Genomic DNA, 23,181 nt, shown 5'->3' with positions numbered 1-23,181 from the left:
AGAGGGCCGCGTCAGCGAAAAGTGAATCCGGTTTTCCGCGCCCAACGACGCTCTTGATCTAAATGAGAGAAAGCACCGGACGTGAAAAGTGGAATCCACTTTGGGATCCGCTCCGATGCTCCACCCGTGGGAGAGCGCATCGTTCGACGCGGACCCGTAAAGCCCGGCAGCGCCCGGCTTTTTTCTTTCCCGCCACGCTGAAACAAGTTCCCCGGCAAACCTTTTTACCAGGGACAGGCCGATCTCCTCGCACAGAGGTGTGCCTGTCGTAAGCGGCGGAACGGCATGATGGCTCCCGGCGGGTTCCTAAATCAGCCGCCGACCGCGCGGATGGCCGGCCGAGCACCCGCCTCGGCCCTGAAGAGATGGAGGCTGAGATCGCGATAGCGCCTGAGCTGCACGCATCCTCCACTGTGCCCGATTGAGCATTGGTCGGGGATCCCAGCTCGACAATCTGAATTCCATGAACCGGTTGATCCGGATTGGCATCCACGATGCATGACCTGCGAGGTCACGACGGGCCCTCCGCACGATAACGAGGGCCCGTTTTCCGGCTGAATTTTACCTGGCTCAGAAAAGCAAAAAGCCGCCCGAAGGCGGCCTTTTTGAAAAATTGGAGCGGGCGAAGGGATTCGAACCCTCGACCCCAACCTTGGCAAGGTTGTGCTCTACCCCTGAGCTACACCCGCACGCTCCGTCCCGTCATCAGATTTGGTGGAGCCAGGCGGGATCGAACCGCCGACCTCTTGCATGCCATGCAAGCGCTCTCCCAGCTGAGCTATGGCCCCAAACCTGATTGGGCAGCACGTTCAAGCCGTGCCTTCCCCCGATCCCATAACGGCAACCTGCCGCGAGGGCAACCCACTTCCAAGCCCTTGAGTGTCAAGGAAGAAGATGGTGCCGCAAGAGGGATTCGAACCCCCGACCCCCTCATTACGAATGAGGTGCTCTACCAGCTGAGCTATTGCGGCGTGCCGATCATGCGATCGAAGAGGGCGACCTCATACCCTCTCCCCTGCCGCTTGGCAAGGGCAGGCGAGGGCTCAATGTCGCCTACCAGATGGAAAAAGCGCTGCGGCGTGCGGACGCTGGCTCCTCGGGCTTGGGCACGTCGGGCGGCGTCACCGGGAAAACCACCGGTCCCGCGCGCGGAGACGGCGGCTCCTCCTTGGCAGGCTCCGGCCAGGCTGCCTCGACCGCGGAGACCGGTTCCGCCGGAACGTCGGGAGCCGGAGTGGAGACGGGGGTGGGAGCCGGGGTGGGCTCGGGAGCGACCGGAGCGGCCGCGGCCGGCGCCTGCGCGGGCTCGGCGGGAGACACGGGCAGCGCCCGGGGCTCCTCGTCGAGATCGGCCGTCACGTCGTCGTGCATGCTGATTTCCGGTGCGATCAGCACATCCGGGGGCGCCTGCCACACGAAGGCGTCGAGCCGGCCGCTGACCGGAGAGATCGGCGCCCAGTGATCGGACACCACGCCATCGGCGATCCAGGCGGGATCGCGGGGCGCGCGCGTGGCGCGGGCGAGCCATTCGCGGCCCCTGCCGGTGGAGCCATGCTCCACCTGTTCGAGATCCGACATCAGCAGGCACACCCGCATGGTCGGCCGGTCCGCGAGCAGCGGCTCCAGGGCATCGCGGGCGCGGTCGAACTCGCGCGCTTCCAGAGCGGAGCGGGCGACCGCCAGACGCCCCTCGGGCGCGCCGCTCGAGAGCTTGAACAGGGTCTCGGCCCGTTTGAGCCGGTCGAGGCCCGAATCGCCCGGACGCAGGTTGAGGTAGACCTCGGCCAGATCGGGATGCGGCTGGCTGCGCCAGGCGGTCTCCACGATCTTGGCGGCCCGGCGCAGGTCGCCCCGGCGCGACAGGAGCTTGCCGGCGAGAGCGGCAGCGGGCACGAGGTCGGGAGCGAGCTTCACCGCATCCTGCGCGCTCCTGAGCGCGCCTTCGGGATCGCGCTCCGCCCGTTCCAGGGCGTCGGCCGTGAGCAGCACCGCCCGGTGGCGCCTGGCGGTCGCCTTGTCGAGGAGACCGAGCGACGTGCGCCGCTCGATGGTGTCCAGCGCCCCACGCCAGTCGCCTTCGGCGCAGCGCGCCTCCAGCACCGCGTCGCTCGCCCAGGCGGCGGAGGGGGCCAGGCGCACGGCCTCGGACGCGTATTCGCGGGCACCGCCCGCATCGCCGCGCCGGCGGGCTTCCACGAAGAGGCCGCGCAGGCCCAGAACCCGGGTTTCGTCCTCTTCCATCATCTGCCGGAAGGCGGCTTCCGCCGCTTCCCGGTTGCCGGACACCTGGGCCGCCTGGGCCTTCAGGAGAAGGGTCAGCGGTTCGCGGCCCAGAAGCCGCTCGGCCTCGTTGGCGTAGCGGCGGGCCGCGATGGTATCGCCCGCGCCCACGGCCACCATGCCCCGCGAAATCGCCTGGTATCCCCGGGAGCGGCGGCGCGCCCGGGACGCGAAGGTCAGACGCGACGGCAGCCGCAGGAGGCCGCTCACCGCCGACCAGAGAAGCGCGAGCGCAAGGGCCAGGCCGACGAGGGCGATGCTGGCCACCGCGACGGAGGTCTGCACCTCGTAGCCGCCGAAGGTGACCAGAACCGTTCCCGGCCGGTCGGCGAGCCACACCGCCCCGAAGGCCGCGACGCAGAGAAGACCGATGAAGAGTAGTGCGCGCCACATCCTGGGCTGTTCCTTTTACTGGGTCGAACGGTTGAGGGCGGCGAGAGCCTCGGTGGAGAGCTCGCGCGAGGCCTGCTGCGCCTCCGCCAGCGCCGTCACCTGCCGTCCCCACTCTTCGGAGATCCGCCGCGCGGGCTCGGGCAGCGCGGCCCAGGCAGCGGCCGCCGCCGGCATGTCGCCCGAGGCCAGGGCCTGCCGGATCCGGGCCACCGCTCCGGGAACGCCGCTCGCATCGGGTTCGTTCACCGGCCGCACGGTGACCACCTTGTCCAGCATGCGCAGCACCCGGTCGGACCATTCGTCGGAGGCCGCGCGCTCGTCCCGCAGGATCTGCGGCTCCAGGGCCTCGAAGCCTTCCAGCATCGCGGAGGCGGTCGGGGCGCCTTTCTCGGCGAAAGGCTCCAGGGGCCGCAGCCGCCCGGCCTCGGCGCCGGTTCTCCTCAAGCCCTCCAGCACATCGGCATAGGGGGCGCCGCTGCGCAGGGCGTCGTTCAAGCGTCCCGCGAGAACCACCCGCGTGCCGGTCTGGCCCGCCTGTTCGGCGGCCCTGCCGGTCTCGGCGACCTGCTGGGAGAGGGTTGCCAGACGCTGGTCCAGGCGTTGGTCGACACGCTGGCTCTGCTCGTTCAGGCGCTGGTCCAGATTCTGGTTCTGCTGGTCGAGCCGGCGGCCCAGATCCTGCACCGCGTTCGCCACCTCGGTTGCGCCCTGCGCCCTGGCCTGCACGTCGCTCTCAAGGGTTCTGACCGCCGTCTCGATGGCCGAGAGGCGGTTCGACAGATCGGCCAGCGCCGCGTCGTTCTGCGGCGGTGGGGCGGGCTGCGGAAGCGGCCGGTTGAGCGCCTCCTCGGCCATCGAGACGGCGCGGCTCGCCGTGTCAGAAAGCTCCTGGAGGCGCTGGTCGAGGGAGCCACGCGCCGTTTCGAGCGCCCGCAGCCGCTCCTCGAGGGGAGCGAGATCCACATTCTGGGGTCCCGGCTGCGCCGCCGGTCGCGGCTGGCCCAGCGCGGTCACGCGCTGTTCCAGCTGCGCGAGACGCTGATCGTCCTGGGTCGAGGGCAGCTGCTGCCAGGTTCCGAGGCCATAGACGAGGCCGGCACCCAGCAGGCCGCCCAGGAGGCCGGAACCGATGAGAGCGCCCGCCGGGATCCGGCGCTCCGGAGCCGGTGCCGGCGCGGTCGGCGCCTCCTGCGGCCCGTCCGGCTGCGGATCGGCCTGCGGTGGCAGCGGCTGATCGGGCGGCGGCACCTCGTCGGAGGCCGTGGCGGGTTCCGACGCGGCGGGCGCGATGGAATCGGCGTTGCGCCCCGAATCGAGCGTCGCTTCCGGAGCCCCGAGGGTGTCCTGCGCCGGAGCCGCGGCGTCCGGCACGATCGTGTCCTCAGGCTTCACGGCATCCCAGGCCTTGTCCTGCTGCACGCCCTCGTCGATCACGGTGGCCTTCAGATCGATGGTCGCCGGCTCGCGGGACGATTTCCGTCGGGAATTCTTGGGAGCTTTGGGATCGGATGAATTGGTCACAGGTCACTCTTGGTAGGGCCATTCGGACAATGGCAGACTGGAACGCAATTGAGGCAAGCTTGGGCGCAACACTTCGGTTCCCGGCAGGACTGGCTCCTCAGGGACAAGGAGAAATGGCGTGATCGGACCATGATCCCCTCCTCGGCAAAGATCCCTAGGCTACACCATCGTAGACGAAGCGGCGACCGGGGTCACGAAAGGCTCCGCACCAGTTCGAGAAGCGCATCCTCGTGAGGCTCACCGGCGATGCGCGTGGCGGCGCCTGCGGCCTCGAGGGGGGCCGAGACATCCGCCGACAGGCACAGATGAGGGCAGCCGAGGATTGCGGATTGAAGGCCTGCCTTCCCGGCCAGATGAACGAAAAGGTCGGCGCTCCGACGGGAATAATGGAGCACGGCCGCGATTTTGCCAGTCCGGAGGGCCTCCGCGGCGGCCTCGGGCAGACCCGGCAGGGCCTCGGCCTCGTAAGCCTCCCAGATCGGCACCGTGAACCCCGCCGCGCGCAGGGAGGCCGCGGGCTCCTCCTTGTGGTGGCGGGCGGTGACATGGAGAAGCGTGCGCGGCGGCCGGAGCGCAGTCCGGATCAGCCGGGACAGAGACCCCGCATCGCCCTGAGCCGTCTCGATGGAGGTGAAGCCCGCCGTCCGCAGCACGGCGGTCGTCCGCTCGCCGACGGAGAAGACCGCGATGCTCCTGTCCTTGAAAGTGGACAGGGCTTCCACCGCATGGGCGCTGGTGACGACGAGCGCGTCGCAGGCCCCGGCGGGCATCGGGTCGCCGGTCGGCACGATGCGGAGCACGGGCGCGATCACCGCCTCGTGGCCGAGGGCTGCGAGCTTCGTCCGCGTGCGCTCGGAATCCTCCTGCGCGCGTGTGAGGAGAATCCGCATCAGATGTCGAGAAACCCGGCCGGCATGCGGGTGCGAAGCTCGGTTCCGGCCTCGCGTCCGAGCGCCACGGCGTCATCCGGCGCTCCGCGCCGAACCGCCTCGAGGCATTCCGACCCGTCCGGGCGCAGCACGAGCCCACGGATTTCGAGCGCGCCGCCCACCAGCCGGGCATGGCCTGCGATGGGCGTGCGACAGGAGCCGTCGAGAATGGTCAGGAAAGCCCGCTCGGCGGCGAGCGCCTGGGCGGTGGCGGCGTCGAGGATCGGCCGCAGCGCCTCGCGCACCCGCTCGTCCTCGGCCCGGATGGCGATGGCGATGGCCCCCTGCCCCACGGCGGGGAGAAAATCGTCCGTGTCGAGAATCGTGGTCACGTGATCGGTCAGGCCGAGACGGCGCAGGCCCGCCATGGCGAGCAGGGTGGCGTCCACTTCCCCGCGCTCCAGCTTGGCGAGCCGGGTCTGCACGTTGCCGCGCAGCAAGGTCACCTTAAGGTCCGGCCGCAGGCGGCGAACTTGCGCCTGGCGCCGCAGGGACGCGGAGCCGACGACCGCGCCCGGCGGCAGATCGGCAAGGCTCCTGTAGCGGTGGCTGATGAAGGCGTCGCGCACATCCTCGCGAGGCAGGAAGCCCGCGATGGCGATTCCCTCCGGCAGGGTGGTCGGCAGGTCCTTGGCCGAGTGGACCGCAAGATCGATGGAGCCTTCGAGCAGGGCGATGTCGAGTTCCTTGGTGAAAAGCCCCTTTCCGCCGGCCTCGGAAAGGGGCCGGTCCTGAATGGCATCGCCTGTGGTCTTGATGATCGACAGGGGAAGAGTCTCGACCCGCCATCCATGGGCGGCGACCAGCCTGTCTTGCGTCTCGTGGGCCTGCGCCAGCGCCAGAGGGCTGCCGCGCGTGCCGATGACCAGGGTCGATGAGGAGGTCATTCCCGCTGCGTACTCCAGATTGAAGGCAATATCCGCGTTTGATCTTGTGCGGCGGAGCGGACTATAGGGGGAGGACAACCGGGCCGAAAGCCCGAAAGATCACTTGAGCCAACGGCACCCGACAGATGCGCATCCTAGGTATCGAAACCACCTGCGACGAAACCGCGGCCGCCGTGGTGGGCGTAAGCTTCGACGGACGGGGCGAAATTCTCTCCAGCGAGGTCCTGAGCCAGATCGCCGAGCATGCCGCCTATGGCGGCGTGGTGCCGGAAATCGCGGCCCGCGCCCATGTGGAGGTGCTCGACCGCCTGATCGCTCGCGCCCTCAAGAACGCCGGCTGCACGGTGAAGGACATCGACGGCATCGCGGTGGCCGCGGGTCCGGGTCTCATCGGCGGCGTCCTGGTGGGCCTCACCACCGCGAAGGCCATGGCGCTCGTCACCCGCAAGCCCCTGATGGCGGTGAACCATCTGGAGGCCCACGCGCTGACGGCGCGGCTGACCGACGGCATCGGCTTTCCTTACCTGCTCCTTCTCGCGTCGGGCGGCCACACGCAGCTCGTGGCCGTGAAGGGCGTGGGCGAATACGTGCGCATCGGCACCACCATCGACGACGCCATCGGCGAGGCGTTCGACAAGGTGGCGAAGATGCTGGGACTGCCCTATCCGGGCGGGCCCCATGTGGAGCGCGAGGCGGGACGAGGCAATCCGGAGCGCTTTGCCCTGCCCCGCCCCATGCAGGGGCGGGCGGAACCGAATTTCTCGCTCTCCGGTCTCAAGACCGCCGTGCGCATCGAGGCGGAGAAGATCGCGCCGCTCACTCAGACCGACATCGCGGACCTCTGCGCCGGCTTCCAGGCCGCCATCGTGGACGTGGTGGTGGACCGCACCCGCGTGGCGCTTCGCCGGTTCCGCGAGATCGCAGGCGCCCCGAAGGCACTCGTCGTGGCGGGCGGCGTGGCCGCGAACCAGACCATGCGCCAGGCCCTGCAGCGACTGGCCGTCGAGACCGGCCTCAAGCTCGTCGCCCCGCCCCTCGCCCTGTGCGGCGACAATGCCGCGATGATCGCCTGGGCGGGGCTCGAGCGCATGCGGCTCGGCCTGATCGACGACATCGACGCCCCCGCCCGCGCCCGCTGGCCGCTCGACACCAGCGGCCAGGCCGCGGGAGTGCAAGCCGCGGGAGTGAAGGCCTGATGGCCCGGGCGATGCGTCCCATCGGCATCGTCGGTGCCGGAGCCTGGGGGACGGCGCTCGCTAACGCCGCAGCCCTCGCGGGGAACGACGTGATCCTCTGGATGCGGTCCCCGGAGCAGGCGGCGGAGCTCGAGCGCACACGCATGAACGAGCGTTTCCTGCCCGGCGCGCGGCTCCTCGACCGCATCACGCCGACCGCCGATCTCACCCGGCTGGCCTCGTGCTGCGCCGTTCTTCTCGTGACCCCCGCCCAGACGACGCGGGGCATGACGGGAGCCCTCTCGCCCATCCTGCCGCGCGAGACTCCCCTTGTGCTCTGCGCGAAGGGTATCGAGCGCACCACCGGCGCCTTCCTCTGCGACGTGGTGGTGGAGGTTCGCCCCAGCTCTCCGGTCGCCGTGCTGTCGGGCCCGAGCTTCGCGCATGACGTCGCGCGCGGCCTGCCCACCGCCGTGACCCTGGCCTGCCGCGATGCGGCGCGGGCGGAAGACCTCGCCACCGCCCTCTCCGGCCCCACGTTCCGCGTCTATCACCGCACGGATGTGCGCGGCGTGGAAATCGGCGGCGCCGCCAAGAACGTGCTCGCCATCGCCTGCGGCGCGGTGGCGGGGCGCGGACTCGGCGAGAGCGCGAAGGCGGCGCTCATCGCGCGCGGCTTCGCGGAACTCCTGCGCTTCGCGCACGCCTATGGGGGCGAGCCGGAGACGCTGATGGGCCTGTCCGGGCTCGGCGACCTCGTGCTCACCTGCTCTTCCGCCCAATCACGCAACTTCTCGTTCGGCCTGCGCCTCGGCCAGGGGGCGACCGCCGAAGCAGCCTCCGCCGGAAAGCTGGTGGAGGGCGCCGCCACCGCCGGCGCCCTCGTGGCGCTGGCGCGGGAAAAAGGCGTCGACATGCCGATTGCCGAAGCGGTCGAGAAAATCCTGTCCGGCGCATGGACCCTCGATCATGCGGTCGCTGCGCTCATGAACCGTCCCATCAAGTCCGAACACTAAAAGCAAATCCGACAATGGCTCATTGGCTCTACAAGTCCGAACCCTCCGTCTGGTCGTGGGACCACCAGGTCGCGCAAGGCGACAAGGGCACGTTCTGGAACGGCGTCCGCAACCACGTCGCCAAGCAGAACCTGATGGCGATGAAAAAGGGCGAGCAGGGCTTCTTCTACCATTCCAACGAAGGCAAGGCCGTCGTCGGCATCGTGGAAGTGATCAAGGAATACTATCCCGACCACACGGACGAGACGGGCAAGTTCGGCATGGTGGACATCAAGGCCGTGAAGGCTTTTCCGCGGCCGGTGACGCTCGACGAGATCAAGGCCGAGCCGAGGCTCAAGGGCATGATTCTCGTCAACAATTCCCGCCTCTCGGTGCAGCCGGTGACGGACGAGGAATGGGCGATCGTCTGTCGGATGGGCGGGCTGTAGCAACTCCCGTGGCGTCGCCTGGGCTTCATTTTTCAAGGGTGCCTTAGCATCCTACCGGACGCCCTGCTTGACTGCCTCGCCTTCCAAAGCAGCAGACAGATCCGAACTTCGTGGAAATCCGTGGGTGAACGGCGTTCATAGAAGCAACTGGGTGTCAATGACACCTGCATAGATCTAGGCGGCAGCCCGACGCAAAGGCAGGTAAGAAAGGATTCCACCCCGACGGGCAGGATCTAGCGTTCTCCTCGTTGTCGGATGCGCTTCCGAAAGCACTCGTAGCTACCCATACGCCCCAGTTAGGGTAAACGCTGACACCGATTGCATCTTAGTACTTGTAATGTTATTTTAAAACTCAGATGTGATTGTCGGCTATTGTTGCAACTTGGCCATATCTTCCTTTACTACTTAACCATAGTCTGAACCAGCGAACCCCTCGCTTTTGGATTTTTTCTCATGAAACCCCGTCTTCTCGGCCTGCTGGCCGCGACTGCCCTCACCACTGCAGGTATCTCGGTGGCTTCCGCTGCCGACCTTCCTTCCCGCGCTGCTCCGGCCCCGATCATCGCTCCTGTTCCGGTCTTCACCTGGACCGGTTTCTACGTCGGTGGTCAGGTTGGTTACGCCTGGGGTGAGAGCGACACCGGTCTCTTCGTCGGCACGACCCCGGTTGTGTTCACCACTTCGGACGACTCGGACCTCGACGGCTTCGTCGGCGGCGTCCATGCTGGCTACAATGTCCAGTTCGGCTCCTTCGTGGTCGGTGTTGAGGCCGATATCGAGGCTGCTGGCATCGATAACGACGTGACCTTCACGACGGCTAACTTCTCGATTGCTCGCTCGAGCGAGATCAACTTCCAGGGCTCGCTGCGCGCTCGCGCCGGTGTCGCCTTCGATCGCGCTCTCATCTACGCAACCGGCGGTCTCGCCTTTGCGAACTTCGAGAGCAGCTACGAGATCAGCGATGCTCTCGGCGTGATCGGCACCGACTCCTTCGATGAGACGCAGTGGGGCTGGACGCTGGGTGCTGGCGTTGAGTACGCCTTCACCAATAACCTGACGGCTCGCATCGAGTACCGCTACACCCAGTTCGAGGAATTCAGCAACACCTCGACTGTTCTCGCAGACGCGGTTGCCGAGGAAGATCTCGACTTCCACACGGTACGCGTGGGCGTGAGCTACAAGTTTGGCACCTACTAAGATCCCTCATATCCGCGACAGAAATGGCCCGGGGAAACCCGGGCCTTTTGCTTGCCGAGTCGTCGATGCAGCTTTCCTCAGCCAGGGAGACCCTAAAGCTACTGCCTGAAGGCCGTGCCAGTTATCCGAATGCCGCCCTTGTCAGCTGTGAACTCGTATGACGCTGTGTGAGGCCCCTCACGGTCGAGCGTCACCTTCGCTAATCGGCCTTGGCTGCCGGCAACTTCCATGGAGAGGGCATTCCTCGACGAGGAACGGCCTACGAGAAGCCCAATCAGATGCAGAGCAAGCACAATCCGGGGCATTGGACAGGTTCCTGAGGGAAGCAACAGATGGGAGCGCGGCCATGGGGCTCTATGCGATCCAGGGGCTCAGACCGGGAAATTTCGGGTAAGGCTTTCGAAAGGGCTTAGGAAACGCGGCAGGATTCGCGGAAGCCCGCATCCCGGATGAAGCTCTCTCCTCGCTGGCCTCCAAAAGTAGCAACGACCAAAGTCCGATCCCGGCCCCGCTTGCCCGGACCCTCTCTCTTTCCGTAAACCTAGACCTAATTACCCCGGTAACGACTTGAGTTTGGGAGAAACGTCATGGAAGAGAAGATCTACGACGTGCCGTCCGAATGGACCCACCGCGCCTATCTGGACGATGCCGGCTACCGCGCGAAATACGAGGCCTCCGTGAAGGACCCGCAGGCCTTCTGGGCCGAGGAGGCCAAGCGCATCCACTGGTTCAAGGAGCCGACCCGGATCAAGAACACCCATTTCGGCCCCGGCGACGTCTCGATTCGTTGGTTCGAGGATGGCGTCACCAACGTGGCCTATAACTGCGTCGACCGGCACCTGCACACCCGCGGCGACCAGGTCGCCATCATCTGGGAAGGCGACGACCCGTCCGAGTCCAGAAAGATCACCTATCGCGAGCTTTACGCGCAGGTGAATCGCATGGCCAACATCATGCGCAACCGCGGCGTCGAGAAGGGCGACCGCGTCACGATCTACCTGCCGATGATCCCGGAAGCGGCCTATGCGATGCTCGCCTGCGCGCGCCTCGGCGCGATCCATTCCGTGGTGTTCGGCGGCTTCTCGCCGGATTCGCTCGCCAGCCGCATCCAGGACGCCAAGTCGGCCTTCATCATCACCGCCGACGAGGGCCTGCGCGGCGGCCGCAAGGTGCCGCTCAAGGTGAACGTGGACGCCGCCATCGAACGCGTCGGCGCCGGCGTCGTGGATCACGTGCTCGTCGTGCGCCGCACCGGCGGCGCGGTGAACATGGTGCCGGGCCGCGACGTCTATTACGACGAGGCCGCTGCACAAGTCTCCGACGATTGCCCCTACGAGGAGATGAACGCGGAGGATCCGCTGTTCATCCTCTACACCTCCGGCTCCACCGGCACCCCGAAGGGCGTGCTGCACACCACCGGCGGCTATCTCGTCTACGCGTCGATGACGCATGAACTTGTGTTCGACTACCACGACGGCGACATCTACTGGTGCACCGCCGACGTGGGCTGGGTCACCGGCCATTCCTACATTCTCTACGGACCGCTCGCGAACGGCGCGACCACGCTCATGTTCGAGGGCGTGCCCACCTATCCGTCGATTTCCCGCTTCTGGGAGGTTATCGACAAGCACAACGTGAACATCTTCTACACCGCCCCCACGGCGATCCGCTCGCTCATGCAGGCGGGTGAGGAGCCGGTAAAGAAGACCGCGCGCAAGTCCCTGCGCCTCTTAGGGAGCGTGGGCGAGCCGATCAATCCGGAGGCCTGGGAATGGTACCATCGCGTGGTCGGCGACAGCCGCTGCCCGATCGTCGACACCTGGTGGCAGACGGAGACCGGCGGCATCCTCATCACGCCGCTGCCCGGCGCGACGAAGCTGAAGCCCGGTTCGGCCACGCGTCCGTTCTTCGGCGTGAAGCCCGAAGTGGTGGACGCGGAAGGCAAGGTGCTGGAGGGCGCCTGCGAGGGCAATCTCGTGATCGCCGATTCCTGGCCGGGCCAGATGCGGACGGTCTATGGCGATCACGAGCGTTTCGTGCAGACCTACTTCTCCACCTATCCGGGGAAATACTTCACCGGCGACGGCTGCCGCCGCGATGCTGACGGCTATTACTGGATCACGGGCCGCGTGGACGACGTGATCAACGTCTCCGGCCACCGCATGGGCACGGCGGAGGTGGAATCGGCCCTTGTCGCGCACCCGAAGGTCTCGGAAGCCGCCGTCGTCGGCTATCCGCACGACATCAAGGGCCAGGGCATCTACGCCTACGTGACGCTCATGGCCGGCGAGCAACCGTCGGAAGAGCTGCGCAAGGAACTGGTGGCCTGGGTGCGCAAGGAAATCGGCCCCATCGCCTCGCCGGACCTGATCCAGTTCGCCCCGGGCCTGCCCAAGACCCGCTCGGGCAAGATCATGCGCCGCATCCTGCGCAAGATCGCCGAGGACGAGTTCGGCTCGCTCGGCGACACCTCGACGCTCGCGGACCCCACGGTGGTCGACGACCTCATCACCAACCGCCAGAACAAGCGCACGCAAGCGGCGTAAACATCGGCGCATCCCGGGATCTCAGACCGGAACCCGGAACGCGCTCAGAGACCTCCACGTCATGGCCGGGCTCGTCCCGGCCATCTCGCTTTGTGAGGCGCTGCACTCCCGGACGTCGAGATCACCGGCACAAGGCCGGTGATGACGTGAGCGATGTCATCCGGAACCGTAGCCTTGGCTCCTGCGTCTCACCCTCGTGGCCGTTGAAGCAGGAGGTTTTGGGACATGGGTGCGCGCGCCGCATTCGCCATTGCTGCCATCGTTGGCGTGACGCTCGGAACGAGCGCCGCATTGGCCCGCGAGGTGGTGCCGTTTCAGGACGGCGTGTCGCCCGGCACCATCGTGATCAGGACGGGCGAGCGGCGGCTCTACTACGTGCGCGGCGACGGCACGGCCCTGCGCTATCGGGTGGCGGTCGGAAAGCCGGGCAAGCAATGGTTCGGCGAGGCGCGGATCGACGGCAAATACGTGCGGCCCGCCTGGTCGCCGCCCGCGGAGATCAGGCGCGACAATCCCCGCCTGCCCGACGTGATTCCCGGCGGCGCGCCGAACAACCCCATGGGCGCGCGGGCGCTCACCCTCGATCTCGACGAATACGCCATCCACGGCACCAACCGCCCGGGCTCCATCGGCACTTACGCGTCCTACGGCTGCATCCGCATGCTCAACCAGGACATCATCGATCTCTACGATCAGGTGAGCGTGGGAACGCGGGTGGTGGTGGTGCCTTAGGCGTAAAGGTCCGCCCTTGTCGGCGGCAGGCCCGAGGGGCCGCGGATGCGCTTGGAGACGAGCGTTTGATTCACGCCCACGGCCGCGCGCTCGAAGGCCAGCGAGCAGCCGGCGAGGTAGAGGAGCCACATGCGGGTCTTCTCCTTGCCCACCATGGCCTCGGCTTCCTTCTGCCTAGCGCTCAAATTCTCCCACCACAGGCGCGTGGTGCGCTGGTAATGCTCGCGCCAGCCCTCCACGTCGTGCACCTCGAAGCCGAAGCGCTCCAGGTTGGCGATCGACATGCCGAGATGATCGAGCTCGCCGCCGGGGAAGATGTAGCGGGTGAGCGCCTTGTATTCGGGCTTGAGCTTGCGGAAGGCGCGCTCGCTCCTCTTCGCGCGCCGCGCGATGGTGTGGTGGAGATAGAGGCCGCGCGGCCTGAGCAGGCGGTGCACCGCCTGAAAGTAAGCGGGGTGGTTCCTGATGCCCACATGCTCGAACATGCCGATGGAGGAGATCTTGTCGAACTCGCCCTCCATCTGGGTGAAATCCTTCACCATGACCTCGACGCGATCCTGGAGCCCGAGCCGCGCGACCTTCTCGCGGGCGAGCCTCGCCTGCTCCTCGGCGAGGGTCACGCCGGTGGCTTTGACGCCGTAATGCTGCGCCGCGTGGCAGATCAGGGCGCCCCAGCCGCAGCCGATGTCGAGAAGGCGGTCGCCCGGCGTCAGCCGCAGCTTGCGGCAGATCATGTCGAGCTTGTCCTTCTGCGCGCGGGCCAGGTCGTCATGCCAGTCCGGCTGGAAATAGGCGCAGGTATAAACCATCTCCGGATCGAGGAAGAGGCCGTAGAACGCGTTCGAGACGTCGTAGTGGTAGGCGACGTTCTTCTTGTTCGTCTGGGGCTTGCCCTCCCGTGCGTTGGGATCCTCCTCGACCCGGCTCAAGGGGCGCGGCATGTCGGCGGGAGCGCGCAGGAAATGATAGGCCGTCTTGAGCGCCGTGAGCTTGCTGATCGTCCGAAGACGTCGCCCCGCCTTCTGCGGGCGCTGGGCCGCGAGATCGAAGAGGGTGCCGTTCCTGAGGTCGAGCAGGCCCGACACATAGGCGTTGAGGACCGTATCGAAGTTCGGGCGGCGCACGAGGCTTGCGACCACGTTCTCGTGGCGGATCACGAGGCGCATGGCATAGGAGGGAAGATCGGCGGGAACCGTGGAACCGTCCCACAGTTCGAAACCGAACGGCAGGTCGAGCACCCGATGGGCCTCCTCCAGAAGGCCCCGGAAAAGCTTCAGCCGCCCCGCTCCGTCCATTCCCCCGCAACCCTCAGCGTGCCACGTCGGCAAGGACACTAAGCGTGGGTCAGCCGGGAGACAATCCTTTTGGAAGCCGCTTGCCGTTCAGAAGTCGCTGGCGAGGCCTTTCACCTCCCAGTCCTCGTAGCGCACGGGCTCCAGGCCGCCCCGGCCCTGGTGCTCCTCCTGCCTGACGATCTCCGCGGCGCGGGCGTCGATCTCCTGCCGCCGCAGGGCCGCCTCCTCCAGGGCCCGCCGGGCTGCGGGCGAAAGGGCTTTCCCGGGCGCGGCTCCTTCGAGGGTGGGCGCCTGGGCGGTTTCAGGGGTGTCGTTGCTGCTCATGAGATGGTCTCTATCAGGTTCGAAGCCCCTGCGGGAGGGCTCGCCGAGTGGGCACAATGGGTGGCACATGGGCGCGGGCGCTCTTGGTGGCGAGCTGAACCATTCCCACATGAAGGGTCGAACGGATGAAGTCCTGCCCGAGGTGGAGACCCCGATGAACACCGTCAAGACCGGAATGCTGCTGGCCGGCCTCATGGCCCTGTTCGGCGTCGTGGGCTACCTGCTCGGAGGCGCGACCGGCATGATGATCGCGCTGGGCCTGGGTCTCGCCACCAATCTCTTCGCCTACTGGAACTCCGACCGGCTCGCGCTCGCCGCCCACCATGCCGTCGAGGTGGACGAGAGGACCGCGCCCGAGCTGGTCCGCATGGTCCGGGATCTCGCCCGCAATGCGGGCCTGCCGATGCCGAGGGTCTATCTCATCGAGAATCCGCAGCCGAACGCCTTCGCCACCGGCCGCAACCCGGAGAACGCCGCCGTGGCGGCGACCACCGGGCTCCTCGGCATGCTCTCGCCCGACGAGATCGCGGGCGTGATGGCCCACGAACTCGCGCACATCAAGAACCGCGACACCCTGATCATGACCGTGAGCGCCACCATCGCCGGCGCCATCGCGACCCTGGCGCAGTTCGGCTTCTTGTTCGGCGGGCGCGGCGACGACCGGCCCAACCCGATCGTCATGCTGGCGACTGTCCTCATCGCGCCGATCGCGGCCATGATCATCCAGATGGCGATCAGCCGCTCACGGGAGTACGACGCCGACCGGATGGGCGCCGCGATCTGCGGCCAGCCCCTGTCGCTCGCCTCGGCGCTCGCGAAGATCGCGGGCGGCGTGGCCCATGTGCCCAACATGGATGCGGAGCGCCATCCGGCCACCGCGCCGCTCTTCATCATCAACCCGCTCTCAGGGACCGGCATGGACAACCTGTTCTCCACCCACCCCGCGACGGAAAACAGGATTGCGGCGCTCCACGCTTTGGCGCAGGAGATGGGAGCGGCGCCGCGCGGCGGCTTCTTCGCGCAGAGTTCAACCAGTCCCTGGGGCCAGCCGCCCCGGCGCGGACCCTGGGGTTAAAGATCTTGGATCAATCGGACGAACAGGCGGGGCTCGGCCCCCGCCGCCTCGCCTGGACGGCGGTGACGGAAACCATGAAGCGGCGCGTGCCGCTCGACGACGTGCTGGACGAGCTCTCCCCCCAGGAGAACCTCTCCCCGCGCGACGAGGCCCTGGCCCGGGCCATCGCCATCGTGACCTTCCGCCGCCTCGGGACCCTCGGCCGCGCGCTCAACGAGCGCCTCAACCGGGAGCCGAAGGACGAGCGCCTGCTGCATCTCCTCGCCACGGGCGCGGCGCAGATCCTCTTTCTCGACGTGCCCGACCATGCCGCCGTCGACAGCGCCGTGCGGCTCGCTCAGGACGACGCGAAGCTTCATCACGCCGGCGGTTTCATCAACGCGGTCCTGCGGCGCGTCGCCCGTGAACGCGACATGATCCTCGCGCGCCAGGAGCCCTGGCTCGACACCCCGACCTGGCTCGAGGAGCGCTGGGTCGCCCAATACGGCGAGGAGCTCGCGGCGAAGATCGCGGAGGCCCATCGCTCCCTGGCTTCGGTGGATCTCTCCGTGAAGGAGGACGCCGCATCCTGGGCCGGGCGCCTCAACGGCGTTCTGCTGCCGACCGGCAGCATCCGCCTCGTCGAGCGCACCGCCATTCGCGAGCTTCCGGGGTTCGACGAGGGCGTATGGTGGGTGCAGGATGCGGCTGCCGCCCTTCCGGCGCGTCTGCTGCAGGCCAAGCCCGGCGAGCGCGTCGCCGATCTTTGCGCCGCCCCCGGCGGCAAGACGGCGCAACTGGCCGCAACGGGCGCCGATGTGCTGGCGGTCGACCGCTCGGCCAAGCGCCTGAAGCGGCTGGAGGAGAACCTCGCCCGTCTCGCCCTCAGGGCCGAAACCCGGGCCATCGATGCGGAGAAGCTCGAGGAGGCGCCGTTCGACGCCATCCTGCTCGATGCGCCGTGCTCCGCCACCGGCACGATCCGCCGCCATCCCGACGTCGCCTGGACCAAGAGCGAGGACGACATCCGCAAGCTCTCCGGCCTCCAGACGCGCCTGCTCGACAAGGCGGCAAGCCTGCTCAAACCCGGCGGACGCCTGGTCTATTGCACATGCTCCCTGGAGGCAGAGGAAGGCGAGCGGCAGGCTGCGGGCTTTCTCGCCCGTCACCCCGCATTCGCGCGCCAGCCGGTGACCGCTGACGAGATCGGCGGCCTTGCCGAGTGCCTCACCCCCGAGGGCGACGTGCGCACCCTGCCCTGCCATCTCGTCTCGCCGGAGCACGAGCGCAGGGGCCTCGACGGCTTCTTCGTCGCCCGCTTCGTCAAAGCGACCTGATGGGGCCTCCGATCCTGCCGCAGGTGCGCAGGAGCCACGGAGGCCGCGCCGCCTGTCCTGATCGGGAAGGGCGGGACGAGCCCGGCCGTGACACGGCGGCGGTTCCCGCAGGAGACAACGTCTGTTGAAAGCGATAACAAGTGCAGGCGCTTACGGGCTGTTAACCAGTCGGCAGGAACTCGCCCCTATGCTGGCGCGGCCGAGCATGACGTGAAGGAGCGCCACGGGTGGATTTCGGGCCAGATCGCTGGCGTCTGTACAAGCTTGCTTCATCCGAGGCGGGCCGCGCCATGCGTGGAGCAGCGGTCTGGAGCCTGTCGAAAGTGTTCTTCGGAACACCCGTGCCGACACGCCTGCTCTTCGCGCCGCAGGATCTTCGCACCGCCGACCCGACCATCGCAACCGATATTTATTCCGGCTTCTTCGCCTTTGCGGGCCGCGCCATCACCACCAGCGGCCGCTCGCCCTTTGCGTTCACCCCGCCGAGCCGGGCGTGGGGGGAGGCGCTCTACGGCTTCGGCTGGCTGCGTCACCTACGAGCCGCCGGGACGGCTCTCGCGCAGGCCAATGCCCGCTCCCTGGTGGACGAGTTCGTCTCCTCCAAACCTGGTGACAAGACCATCGCCTGCGAAACGCAGATCGTCGCGCGCCGTCTCATGTCGTTCATCAGCCAGTCGCCCCTGATCCTGGAAGGCGCGGATCACGCGTTCTACCAGCGCTTCCTGCGCCTCCTCGGCCAGCATGTGCGCGAGCTGGAGCGGCATGTGCGCTCCGGCGCACGGCTCCAGCAGCAGCTGATGGCTGCCATTGCGCTCTGCTATGCGGGCCTGTGCTGCGAGGGTCTCGAGCGGTCTCTGCGGCGCGCGAGCCGCCTGCTCGCGCGCGAGCTCGAACGCCAGATCCTGGCCGATGGCGGACATGCGAGCCGCAATCCGCGCATCATGGTCGAACTTCTCTTCGACCTGCTGCCGCTTCGCCAGATGTTCGCCAGCCGCGAGGTCGATACGCCCGAGGCCCTGCTCAACGCCATCGACCGCATGCTGCCCATGGTGCGCATGTTCCGGCACGGCGACGGCACGCTCTCGCATTTCAACGGCATGGGCGTGACGGCGGCGGATCATCTCGCGACGCTCCTCACCTACGACGACATGCGCAGCCAGCCGATCCAGCACGCCCCCCATACGGGCTACGAGCGGATGGAGGCCGGCCGCACCCTGCTGGTGGTCGACGTGGGCGCGCCTCCACCGACGGCGCTGTCGACGGAGGCCGGAGCGGGCTGCCTCTCCTTCGAGTTCTCCTCAGGGACGCAGCGCATCGTGGTCAATTGCGGCACCCCCCGGATCGCGGGCGAGGCCATCATCCAAGCGTCCCGCTCGACGCCGGCCCATTCCACCGCCTCGATCAACGATGTCTCGTCCTGCCAGATCCTGGGCGACAGGGGCAATTGGCTGAACCGGAGGATCGCGCGATGGCTCATGCGCCGCATCGGGCCCGTGGTGCTCTCGGGTCCCGAGCGGGTCACCTCCGAACGCAGCGAGCGCGAGCATGCGCAGATTCTCACCGCCAGCCATGACGGCTACCGCCCGCGCTTCGGCCTGACTCACGAGCGGCGGCTGCAGCTCGCGCCCAAGGGCAATCTCCTGGAAGGCGAGGACGTCTTCTGGGGCGAAGGCAGCGCCGCCGCCACGGCGGAAGCGGTCATCCGCTTCCATCTCGCCCCCGGGATCCGGGCAAGCCGCGCGCAGGGCGGGCGCGTGATCATGCTCGTGCTGCCGAACCAGGAGGCTTGGCAGTTCACGGCGATCCCAACCGAGGCCTCCCTCGAGGACAGCGTGTTCCTGGCCGCTCCCGACGGCATGCGCCGCACGGAGCAGATCGTGCTGACCATCCGCCCGGGCGAGACGCCGTCCGTCCGCTGGCGCTTCGAGCGCCTGGCCCGCACCTTCAACCCGAACCAGCCTGCCGGGACGACCGAGGAGCTGCTCTGAACGCAGGGCCGGAAGCCCGCCGGCTTCGCAGGTGTCAGGCCTCGTGCGTCGGCCTCCTTCCGTCAGGAAGCCGCGGAGTTCAGGAAGCAGGGAAGGCCAGAAGCTCCAGAGCAGAACCGCCGCCGCGACAACCCAGATCGCCACGATGATTCCGGCCGCCACGCGGCTCGTCGGGCGTTCGGACCGCCTCTGCGCCTCCGATCGGAACTCCGCCATGAGCGGTGCAGGGATCATCCGGATCGCAAGGGCGATGGCAACGGGCAGGATGATCACCTCATCGAGATAGCCGAGCACGGGGATGAAGTCGGGAATCAGGTCAATCGGGCTGAGCGCGTAGGCTGCAATTGCTGCCGCGAAGAGTTTCACGGACCAGGGCACACGGGGGTCGCGGGCGGCGATGTAGAGGGCGACGACGTCCCGCCTGAGCCGCCGGGCCCAGTCCCGCAGGCGTCCGCCCCGATCCTTTGTCGGCTGGGTTCTCGAGTCGTGGTCTTGTGTCATGCGATCACCGAAAGAGCCCCATGCATGGGCCGGGACAATGGCACGTTTCCGATCAGCCTTCGATGAAGACCACAGGGCGGAGGGGGGTGCCGGATCGTGCATCCCTGCGTTGCGTGGACGGCAGGCGGCCTGAAACCCTGGCCCGTCGGGTTCCCATCCCGGATCCATCGTGCTATCGCGCCCGCATTCTTACCCCTTCATGGAGCGGCCGCCATGCCGAGCGATCTGAAGCGCGTGTCCCGCGCTTTGCTTTCCGTATCCGACAAGACGGGTCTCGTGGACTTCGCCCGGGCGCTGTCCGAGCGGGGCATCGAGCTGGTCTCCACCGGCGGCACCCACAAGGCGCTCAGCGAGGCGGGCCTGTCCGTGAAGGACGTGAGCGATCTCACGGGCTTTCCCGAGATGATGGACGGGCGCGTGAAGACGCTTCACCCGTCCGTCCACGGCGGCCTCCTCGGCATCCGCGCCAATCCCGAGCATCAGGCGGCCATGCTCGCGCACGGCATCCAGGCCATCGACCTCCTGGTGGTGAACCTCTACCCCTTCGAGGCCACGGTCGCGGCGGGCAAGCCGTACGACGACTGCATCGAGAACATCGATATCGGGGGGCCGGCCATGATCCGCGCGGCGGCCAAGAACCACGGCGACGTGGCCGTGGTGGTGGATGGCGCCGATTATGCCGCAGTCCTCGCCGATCTTAGCCGATATGAGGGCGCGGTGACCTACACCCTGCGCCGCCGCCTCGCCCAGAAGGCCTATGCCCGCACAGCCGCCTACGACGCGGCGATCTCCAACTGGTTCGCCAGCGAACTCGGCGAGGCGACTCCGCCCTTCAGGGCCCTCGGCGGCGCGATCGCCGAGGTGATGCGCTACGGCGAGAACCCGCACCAGAGCGCCGCCTTCTACCGTACGCCCGAGCAGCGCCCCGGCGTCGCCACCGCTCGCCAGGTGCAGGGCAAGCAGCTCTCCTACAACAATATCAACGACACCGATGCGGCCTATGAGGCCGTGGCCGAGTTCAACCCCGAGCGCTCAGCTGCGGTCGTGATCGTGAAGCACGCCAATCCCTGCGGCGTCGCGGAAGGCGCAAGCCTCGTGGAGGCCTACGAGCGGGCCCTGCGCTGCGATCCCGTCTCGGCCTTCGGGGGCATCGTGGCCATGAACCGTGCGCTCGATGCGGAAGCTGCCAAGGCGATCACCGAGATCTTCACGGAGGTGATCATCGCGCCCGATGCCAGCGAGGAGGCGATCGCCATCGTGGCCGCGAAGAAGAACCTGCGCCTGCTGCTCGCAGGCGCCCTGCCCGATCCGCGCCAGCCCGGCCTGACCCTGCGCACGGTGGCGGGCGGCTTCCTGGCGCAGTCGCGCGACAACGCGGTGGTCGATGCCATGGATCTGAAGGTGGTGACGAAGCGCGCGCCCAGCGAGCGCGAGCTCGCGGACCTGCGCTTCGCCTTCCGGGTCGCCAAGCACGTGAAGTCGAACGCCATCGTCTACGCCCGGGACCTCGCCACCGTAGGCATCGGCGCGGGCCAGATGAGCCGCGTCGATTCCTCCCGCATCGCCGCCTGGAAGGCCGCGGAGGCCGCCAAGGCGGCGGGCCTGCCCGAGACGCTGGCCAAGGGTTCGGTCGTGGCCTCGGACGCATTCTTCCCCTTCGCGGACGGCCTGATGGCGGCCGCCGAGGCCGGCGCCACCGCCGTGATCCAGCCCGGCGGCTCCATGCGCGACGACGAGGTGATCAAGGCCGCCGACGAGGCGGGCCTTGCCATGGTGTTCACCGGTCACCGCCACTTCCGCCACTGAGAACCAATCCCCACATCAGGGTCTCCAGCCATGGAGACCCTGATGATCGTCACCACCACGCCTACCATCGAAGGACGCCGGATCGCCGCTTATCGCGGCATCGTCTCGGGCGAGGCCATTCTGGGCGCCAATGTGTTTCGCGATTTCTTCGCCTCGATCCGCGACGTGGTCGGGGGACGCTCCGGCTCCTATGAGCGCGTGCTGCGCGACGGGCGCGACACCGCCATTCGCGAGATGATCGAAGAGGCGCAGCGCCTCGGCGCCCATGCAGTCGTGGGCGTGCACATGGATTACGGCGCCATCGGCAAGAACGAAGGCATGATGATGGTGACGGTGAGCGGCACCGCCGTGACGCTGGAATAAGGCTTTCAAGCCTTCTTTACGCCCCTCAGCAGGGCAAAGCCCGCGAGCAGGAACAGGATCAGCACCGCCGGTCCTGCCGCTTGCGTCCGGAAGATCGCGGTGGCCGTCGCGACCGCGAGCGGGGCGAGAAAGGACGTGACTTTCCCTGAGAGCGCCAGCAGGCCGAAATAGCGCCCGGCCTCGCGGGCCGGCACGAGCCGCGCGAGCATGCTGCGCGAGGAAGCCTGCAGCGGACCCGCCACCGCGCCGATGACGAGGCCGAGCCCGACGAAGAGCTTCTCCGGCGCGCTGGCATAGAGACCTTCACCGGCAGGCGCTGTCGGAATCACGAAGAGAATGTGCTCGCGGCCCAGCGAGAGCACGCCCACGCAGACGAGGGCAAGGACGAGGATCGATCCCAGGATCACGGGCTTCGCGCCGAAACGGTCGTCGAGGCGCCCGCCGACCAGCGCCCCCAGGGTTCCGGTGATGGTGAGCAGGACGCCGAAGAGGCCGAGTTGCGTCGCCTGCCACCCGAACACCCCGGCCCCGTAGATCCCTCCGAAGGCGAAGAGCGCCACGAGCGCATCCTGATAGACCATGTTGGCGATGAGGAACCGCAGCACGCCCTCGTGCCGCCGCGCGTCCACGAGCGTGTCCCCGACTTGACGGATTCCCTGCCTCACCGCCTCGCCCAGCCGCAGCCGGGAGCGCGCGACGTCCGGCGTGAAAAGGAACAGCGGCAGCACGAAGACGAGAAACCACAGGGCCGAGAACGGACCGGTGATCCGGTCGCCTTCGCGTTGCGCGGGATCGAGCCCGAACAGAGGCGTGAGCCCCAGAACGGTCTTGCCGCTGCCCGCATCGGCGGCCAGGAAGCCGAGCACGATCACGAGCGAGACGAGCCCGCCGAGATAGCCGATGGCCCATCCGGTGCCGGACAGACGGCCGAAGCGCTCCGGCGGCACGAGATGCGGGATCATCGCGTTGTTGAACACCGCCGCCACCTCCACGGCCACCGTCGCGAAGGCGAAGCCGATCAATGCGACCGCGATCGCCTGGGGCTGGCCCGGCGCGGCATACCAGAGGGCGAAGGACGCGGCGAACAGCACGAGGCCGCAGGAGGCGATCCACGGCTTCTTCGGCCCGGTGGCATCCGCCACCGAACCAAGAACCGGCGAGAGAATCGCGAGGGCAAGCCCCGCCGCCGCGGTCGCATAGCCCCAGAGACTCTGCCCCGTCACGGGATCCGGCGCGAGCGAGGCGGCGAAATACGGCGCGAACACGAAGGTCGTGACGAGCGTGAAGAAGGGCTGGCAGGCCCAGTCGAACAGGAGCCAGCCGAGAATGGCGGGACGCGACGCCGTGGCAGGACGAACCTGCGGCCCGGACCCGCTCAACGGGCCGTCTCCGTCGACGATCCGTACCAC

Annotated in this window: 18 protein-coding genes, 3 tRNA genes and 1 pseudogene; 11 read left to right on the top strand and 11 right to left on the bottom strand. The window is 67.8% G+C overall.

Annotated elements, in window-relative coordinates:
• Positions 1 to 614: 614 nt before the first annotated feature.
• From E4K09_RS28420 to hemC, 7 genes are all read right to left on the bottom strand, one after another.
• Positions 615 to 689: transfer RNA gene (locus tag E4K09_RS28420), tRNA-Gly, on the bottom strand.
• Positions 690 to 712: 23 nt separating this feature from the next.
• Positions 713 to 788 (bottom strand) — tRNA-Ala (locus E4K09_RS28415).
• A 107-nt stretch (positions 789 to 895) separates the two neighbouring features.
• A tRNA-Thr gene (locus E4K09_RS28410) sits at positions 896 to 971 on the bottom strand.
• An 82-nt stretch (positions 972 to 1,053) separates the two neighbouring features.
• Complete coding sequence (locus tag E4K09_RS28405) at positions 1,054 to 2,673, bottom strand: heme biosynthesis protein HemY (RefSeq protein ID WP_134500944.1); 1,620 nt, start codon at positions 2,671 to 2,673, stop codon at positions 1,054 to 1,056.
• Between the two features lie 15 nt (positions 2,674 to 2,688).
• Positions 2,689 to 4,194, bottom strand: a complete 1,506-nt coding sequence (locus E4K09_RS28400; protein WP_134500943.1) for a COG4223 family protein — start codon at positions 4,192 to 4,194, stop codon at positions 2,689 to 2,691.
• A gap of 191 nt (positions 4,195 to 4,385) precedes the next feature.
• Positions 4,386 to 5,084, bottom strand: coding sequence for a uroporphyrinogen-III synthase (locus tag E4K09_RS28395; protein WP_134500942.1), 699 nt, complete (start codon positions 5,082 to 5,084; stop codon positions 4,386 to 4,388).
• On the bottom strand, positions 5,084 to 6,010 hold the full coding sequence (hemC, locus tag E4K09_RS28390; RefSeq protein ID WP_134500941.1) for a hydroxymethylbilane synthase: 927 nt from the start codon (positions 6,008 to 6,010) through the stop codon (positions 5,084 to 5,086). The genes E4K09_RS28395 and hemC overlap by 1 nt, the downstream gene beginning before the upstream one ends.
• Before the next feature lie 125 nt (positions 6,011 to 6,135).
• On the opposite strand from hemC, the gene tsaD reads away from it, so the two are divergent.
• The 6 genes from tsaD (at position 6,136) to E4K09_RS28360 (ending at position 13,104) form a co-directional block, all read left to right on the top strand.
• Positions 6,136 to 7,206 carry a tRNA (adenosine(37)-N6)-threonylcarbamoyltransferase complex transferase subunit TsaD gene (gene tsaD, locus E4K09_RS28385; protein ID WP_134500940.1) on the top strand — a complete coding sequence of 357 codons (1,071 nt, stop codon included), beginning with the start codon at positions 6,136 to 6,138 and terminating at the stop codon, positions 7,204 to 7,206.
• On the top strand, positions 7,206 to 8,201 hold the full coding sequence (locus tag E4K09_RS28380; RefSeq protein ID WP_193557371.1) for an NAD(P)H-dependent glycerol-3-phosphate dehydrogenase: 996 nt from the start codon (positions 7,206 to 7,208) through the stop codon (positions 8,199 to 8,201). The genes tsaD and E4K09_RS28380 overlap by 1 nt, the downstream gene beginning before the upstream one ends.
• A gap of 14 nt (positions 8,202 to 8,215) precedes the next feature.
• On the top strand, positions 8,216 to 8,629 hold the full coding sequence (locus E4K09_RS28375) for an EVE domain-containing protein (protein WP_134500939.1): 414 nt from the start codon (positions 8,216 to 8,218) through the stop codon (positions 8,627 to 8,629).
• A 453-nt stretch (positions 8,630 to 9,082) separates the two neighbouring features.
• On the top strand, positions 9,083 to 9,826 hold the full coding sequence (locus tag E4K09_RS28370; protein ID WP_134500938.1) for an outer membrane protein: 744 nt from the start codon (positions 9,083 to 9,085) through the stop codon (positions 9,824 to 9,826).
• A gap of 587 nt (positions 9,827 to 10,413) precedes the next feature.
• The gene (gene acs, locus E4K09_RS28365; RefSeq protein WP_134500937.1) at positions 10,414 to 12,372 is read left to right on the top strand and encodes an acetate--CoA ligase; all 1,959 of its coding nucleotides are present in this window, start codon (positions 10,414 to 10,416) and stop codon (positions 12,370 to 12,372) included.
• 225 nt (positions 12,373 to 12,597) lie between these two features.
• Positions 12,598 to 13,104 carry a L,D-transpeptidase gene (locus E4K09_RS28360; protein ID WP_134500936.1) on the top strand — a complete coding sequence of 169 codons (507 nt, stop codon included), beginning with the start codon at positions 12,598 to 12,600 and terminating at the stop codon, positions 13,102 to 13,104.
• On the opposite strand, the gene E4K09_RS28355 is transcribed toward E4K09_RS28360, so the two are convergent.
• Positions 13,101 to 14,399, bottom strand: coding sequence for a class I SAM-dependent methyltransferase (locus E4K09_RS28355; RefSeq protein WP_134500935.1), 1,299 nt, complete (start codon positions 14,397 to 14,399; stop codon positions 13,101 to 13,103). The genes E4K09_RS28360 and E4K09_RS28355 overlap by 4 nt on opposite strands.
• An 87-nt stretch (positions 14,400 to 14,486) precedes the next feature.
• Complete coding sequence (locus E4K09_RS28350; RefSeq protein ID WP_134500934.1) at positions 14,487 to 14,723, bottom strand: DUF1674 domain-containing protein; 237 nt, start codon at positions 14,721 to 14,723, stop codon at positions 14,487 to 14,489.
• 154 nt (positions 14,724 to 14,877) lie between these two features.
• On the opposite strand from E4K09_RS28350, the gene htpX reads away from it, so the two are divergent.
• From htpX to E4K09_RS28335, 3 genes are all read left to right on the top strand, one after another.
• Positions 14,878 to 15,798, top strand: a complete 921-nt coding sequence (gene htpX / locus E4K09_RS28345) for a zinc metalloprotease HtpX (protein WP_134500933.1) — start codon at positions 14,878 to 14,880, stop codon at positions 15,796 to 15,798.
• A gap of 2 nt (positions 15,799 to 15,800) precedes the next feature.
• Positions 15,801 to 17,114 (top strand): RsmB/NOP family class I SAM-dependent RNA methyltransferase, encoded by a 1,314-nt coding sequence (locus tag E4K09_RS28340; protein ID WP_425293893.1) that lies wholly within the window; start codon positions 15,801 to 15,803, stop codon positions 17,112 to 17,114.
• A 227-nt stretch (positions 17,115 to 17,341) separates the two neighbouring features.
• Complete coding sequence (locus tag E4K09_RS28335) at positions 17,342 to 19,102, top strand: heparinase II/III family protein (protein WP_134500932.1); 1,761 nt, start codon at positions 17,342 to 17,344, stop codon at positions 19,100 to 19,102.
• A 105-nt stretch (positions 19,103 to 19,207) separates the two neighbouring features.
• Here E4K09_RS28335 and E4K09_RS28330 read toward each other — a convergent pair.
• A pseudogene (locus tag E4K09_RS28330) lies at positions 19,208 to 19,603 on the bottom strand (YkvA family protein); the annotation flags it as partial.
• Between the two features lie 213 nt (positions 19,604 to 19,816).
• Between E4K09_RS28330 and purH the strand changes: the two are divergent.
• Positions 19,817 to 21,409, top strand: coding sequence for a bifunctional phosphoribosylaminoimidazolecarboxamide formyltransferase/IMP cyclohydrolase (gene purH, locus E4K09_RS28325; RefSeq protein ID WP_134500931.1), 1,593 nt, complete (start codon positions 19,817 to 19,819; stop codon positions 21,407 to 21,409).
• A 42-nt stretch (positions 21,410 to 21,451) separates the two neighbouring features.
• On the top strand, positions 21,452 to 21,772 hold the full coding sequence (locus E4K09_RS28320; protein ID WP_134500930.1) for a heavy metal-binding domain-containing protein: 321 nt from the start codon (positions 21,452 to 21,454) through the stop codon (positions 21,770 to 21,772).
• 5 nt (positions 21,773 to 21,777) lie between these two features.
• Here E4K09_RS28320 and E4K09_RS28315 read toward each other — a convergent pair whose 3' ends face one another.
• Positions 21,778 to 23,172 carry an MFS transporter gene (locus tag E4K09_RS28315; protein ID WP_244610742.1) on the bottom strand — a complete coding sequence of 465 codons (1,395 nt, stop codon included), beginning with the start codon at positions 23,170 to 23,172 and terminating at the stop codon, positions 21,778 to 21,780.
• Positions 23,173 to 23,181 lie beyond the last annotated feature (9 nt).

Source organism: Microvirga pakistanensis (assembly GCF_004458765.1).
In the GTDB taxonomy this organism is placed as follows: domain Bacteria; phylum Pseudomonadota; class Alphaproteobacteria; order Rhizobiales; family Beijerinckiaceae; genus Microvirga; species Microvirga pakistanensis.
This window is presented reverse-complemented; position numbering and strand designations above follow the sequence as displayed.

What these genes read in the sequence shown, in the direction of transcription:
- E4K09_RS28405 (WP_134500944.1), bottom strand. Translation starts at nt 2,673, where the DNA reads ATGTGGCGCGCACTACTCTTCATCGGTCTTCTCTGCGTCGCGGCCTTC.
- E4K09_RS28395 (WP_134500942.1), bottom strand. Translation starts at nt 5,084, where the DNA reads ATGCGGATTCTCCTCACACGCGCGCAGGAGGATTCCGAGCGCACGCGG.
- hemC (WP_134500941.1), bottom strand. Translation starts at nt 6,010, where the DNA reads ATGACCTCCTCATCGACCCTGGTCATCGGCACGCGCGGCAGCCCTCTG.
- tsaD (WP_134500940.1), top strand. Translation starts at nt 6,136, where the DNA reads ATGCGCATCCTAGGTATCGAAACCACCTGCGACGAAACCGCGGCCGCC.
- E4K09_RS28380 (WP_193557371.1), top strand. Translation starts at nt 7,206, where the DNA reads ATGGCCCGGGCGATGCGTCCCATCGGCATCGTCGGTGCCGGAGCCTGG.
- E4K09_RS28375 (WP_134500939.1), top strand. Translation starts at nt 8,216, where the DNA reads ATGGCTCATTGGCTCTACAAGTCCGAACCCTCCGTCTGGTCGTGGGAC.
- E4K09_RS28370 (WP_134500938.1), top strand. Translation starts at nt 9,083, where the DNA reads ATGAAACCCCGTCTTCTCGGCCTGCTGGCCGCGACTGCCCTCACCACT.
- acs (WP_134500937.1), top strand. Translation starts at nt 10,414, where the DNA reads ATGGAAGAGAAGATCTACGACGTGCCGTCCGAATGGACCCACCGCGCC.
- E4K09_RS28360 (WP_134500936.1), top strand. Translation starts at nt 12,598, where the DNA reads ATGGGTGCGCGCGCCGCATTCGCCATTGCTGCCATCGTTGGCGTGACG.
- E4K09_RS28355 (WP_134500935.1), bottom strand. Translation starts at nt 14,399, where the DNA reads ATGGACGGAGCGGGGCGGCTGAAGCTTTTCCGGGGCCTTCTGGAGGAG.
- E4K09_RS28350 (WP_134500934.1), bottom strand. Translation starts at nt 14,723, where the DNA reads ATGAGCAGCAACGACACCCCTGAAACCGCCCAGGCGCCCACCCTCGAA.
- htpX (WP_134500933.1), top strand. Translation starts at nt 14,878, where the DNA reads ATGAACACCGTCAAGACCGGAATGCTGCTGGCCGGCCTCATGGCCCTG.
- purH (WP_134500931.1), top strand. Translation starts at nt 19,817, where the DNA reads ATGCCGAGCGATCTGAAGCGCGTGTCCCGCGCTTTGCTTTCCGTATCC.
- E4K09_RS28320 (WP_134500930.1), top strand. Translation starts at nt 21,452, where the DNA reads ATGATCGTCACCACCACGCCTACCATCGAAGGACGCCGGATCGCCGCT.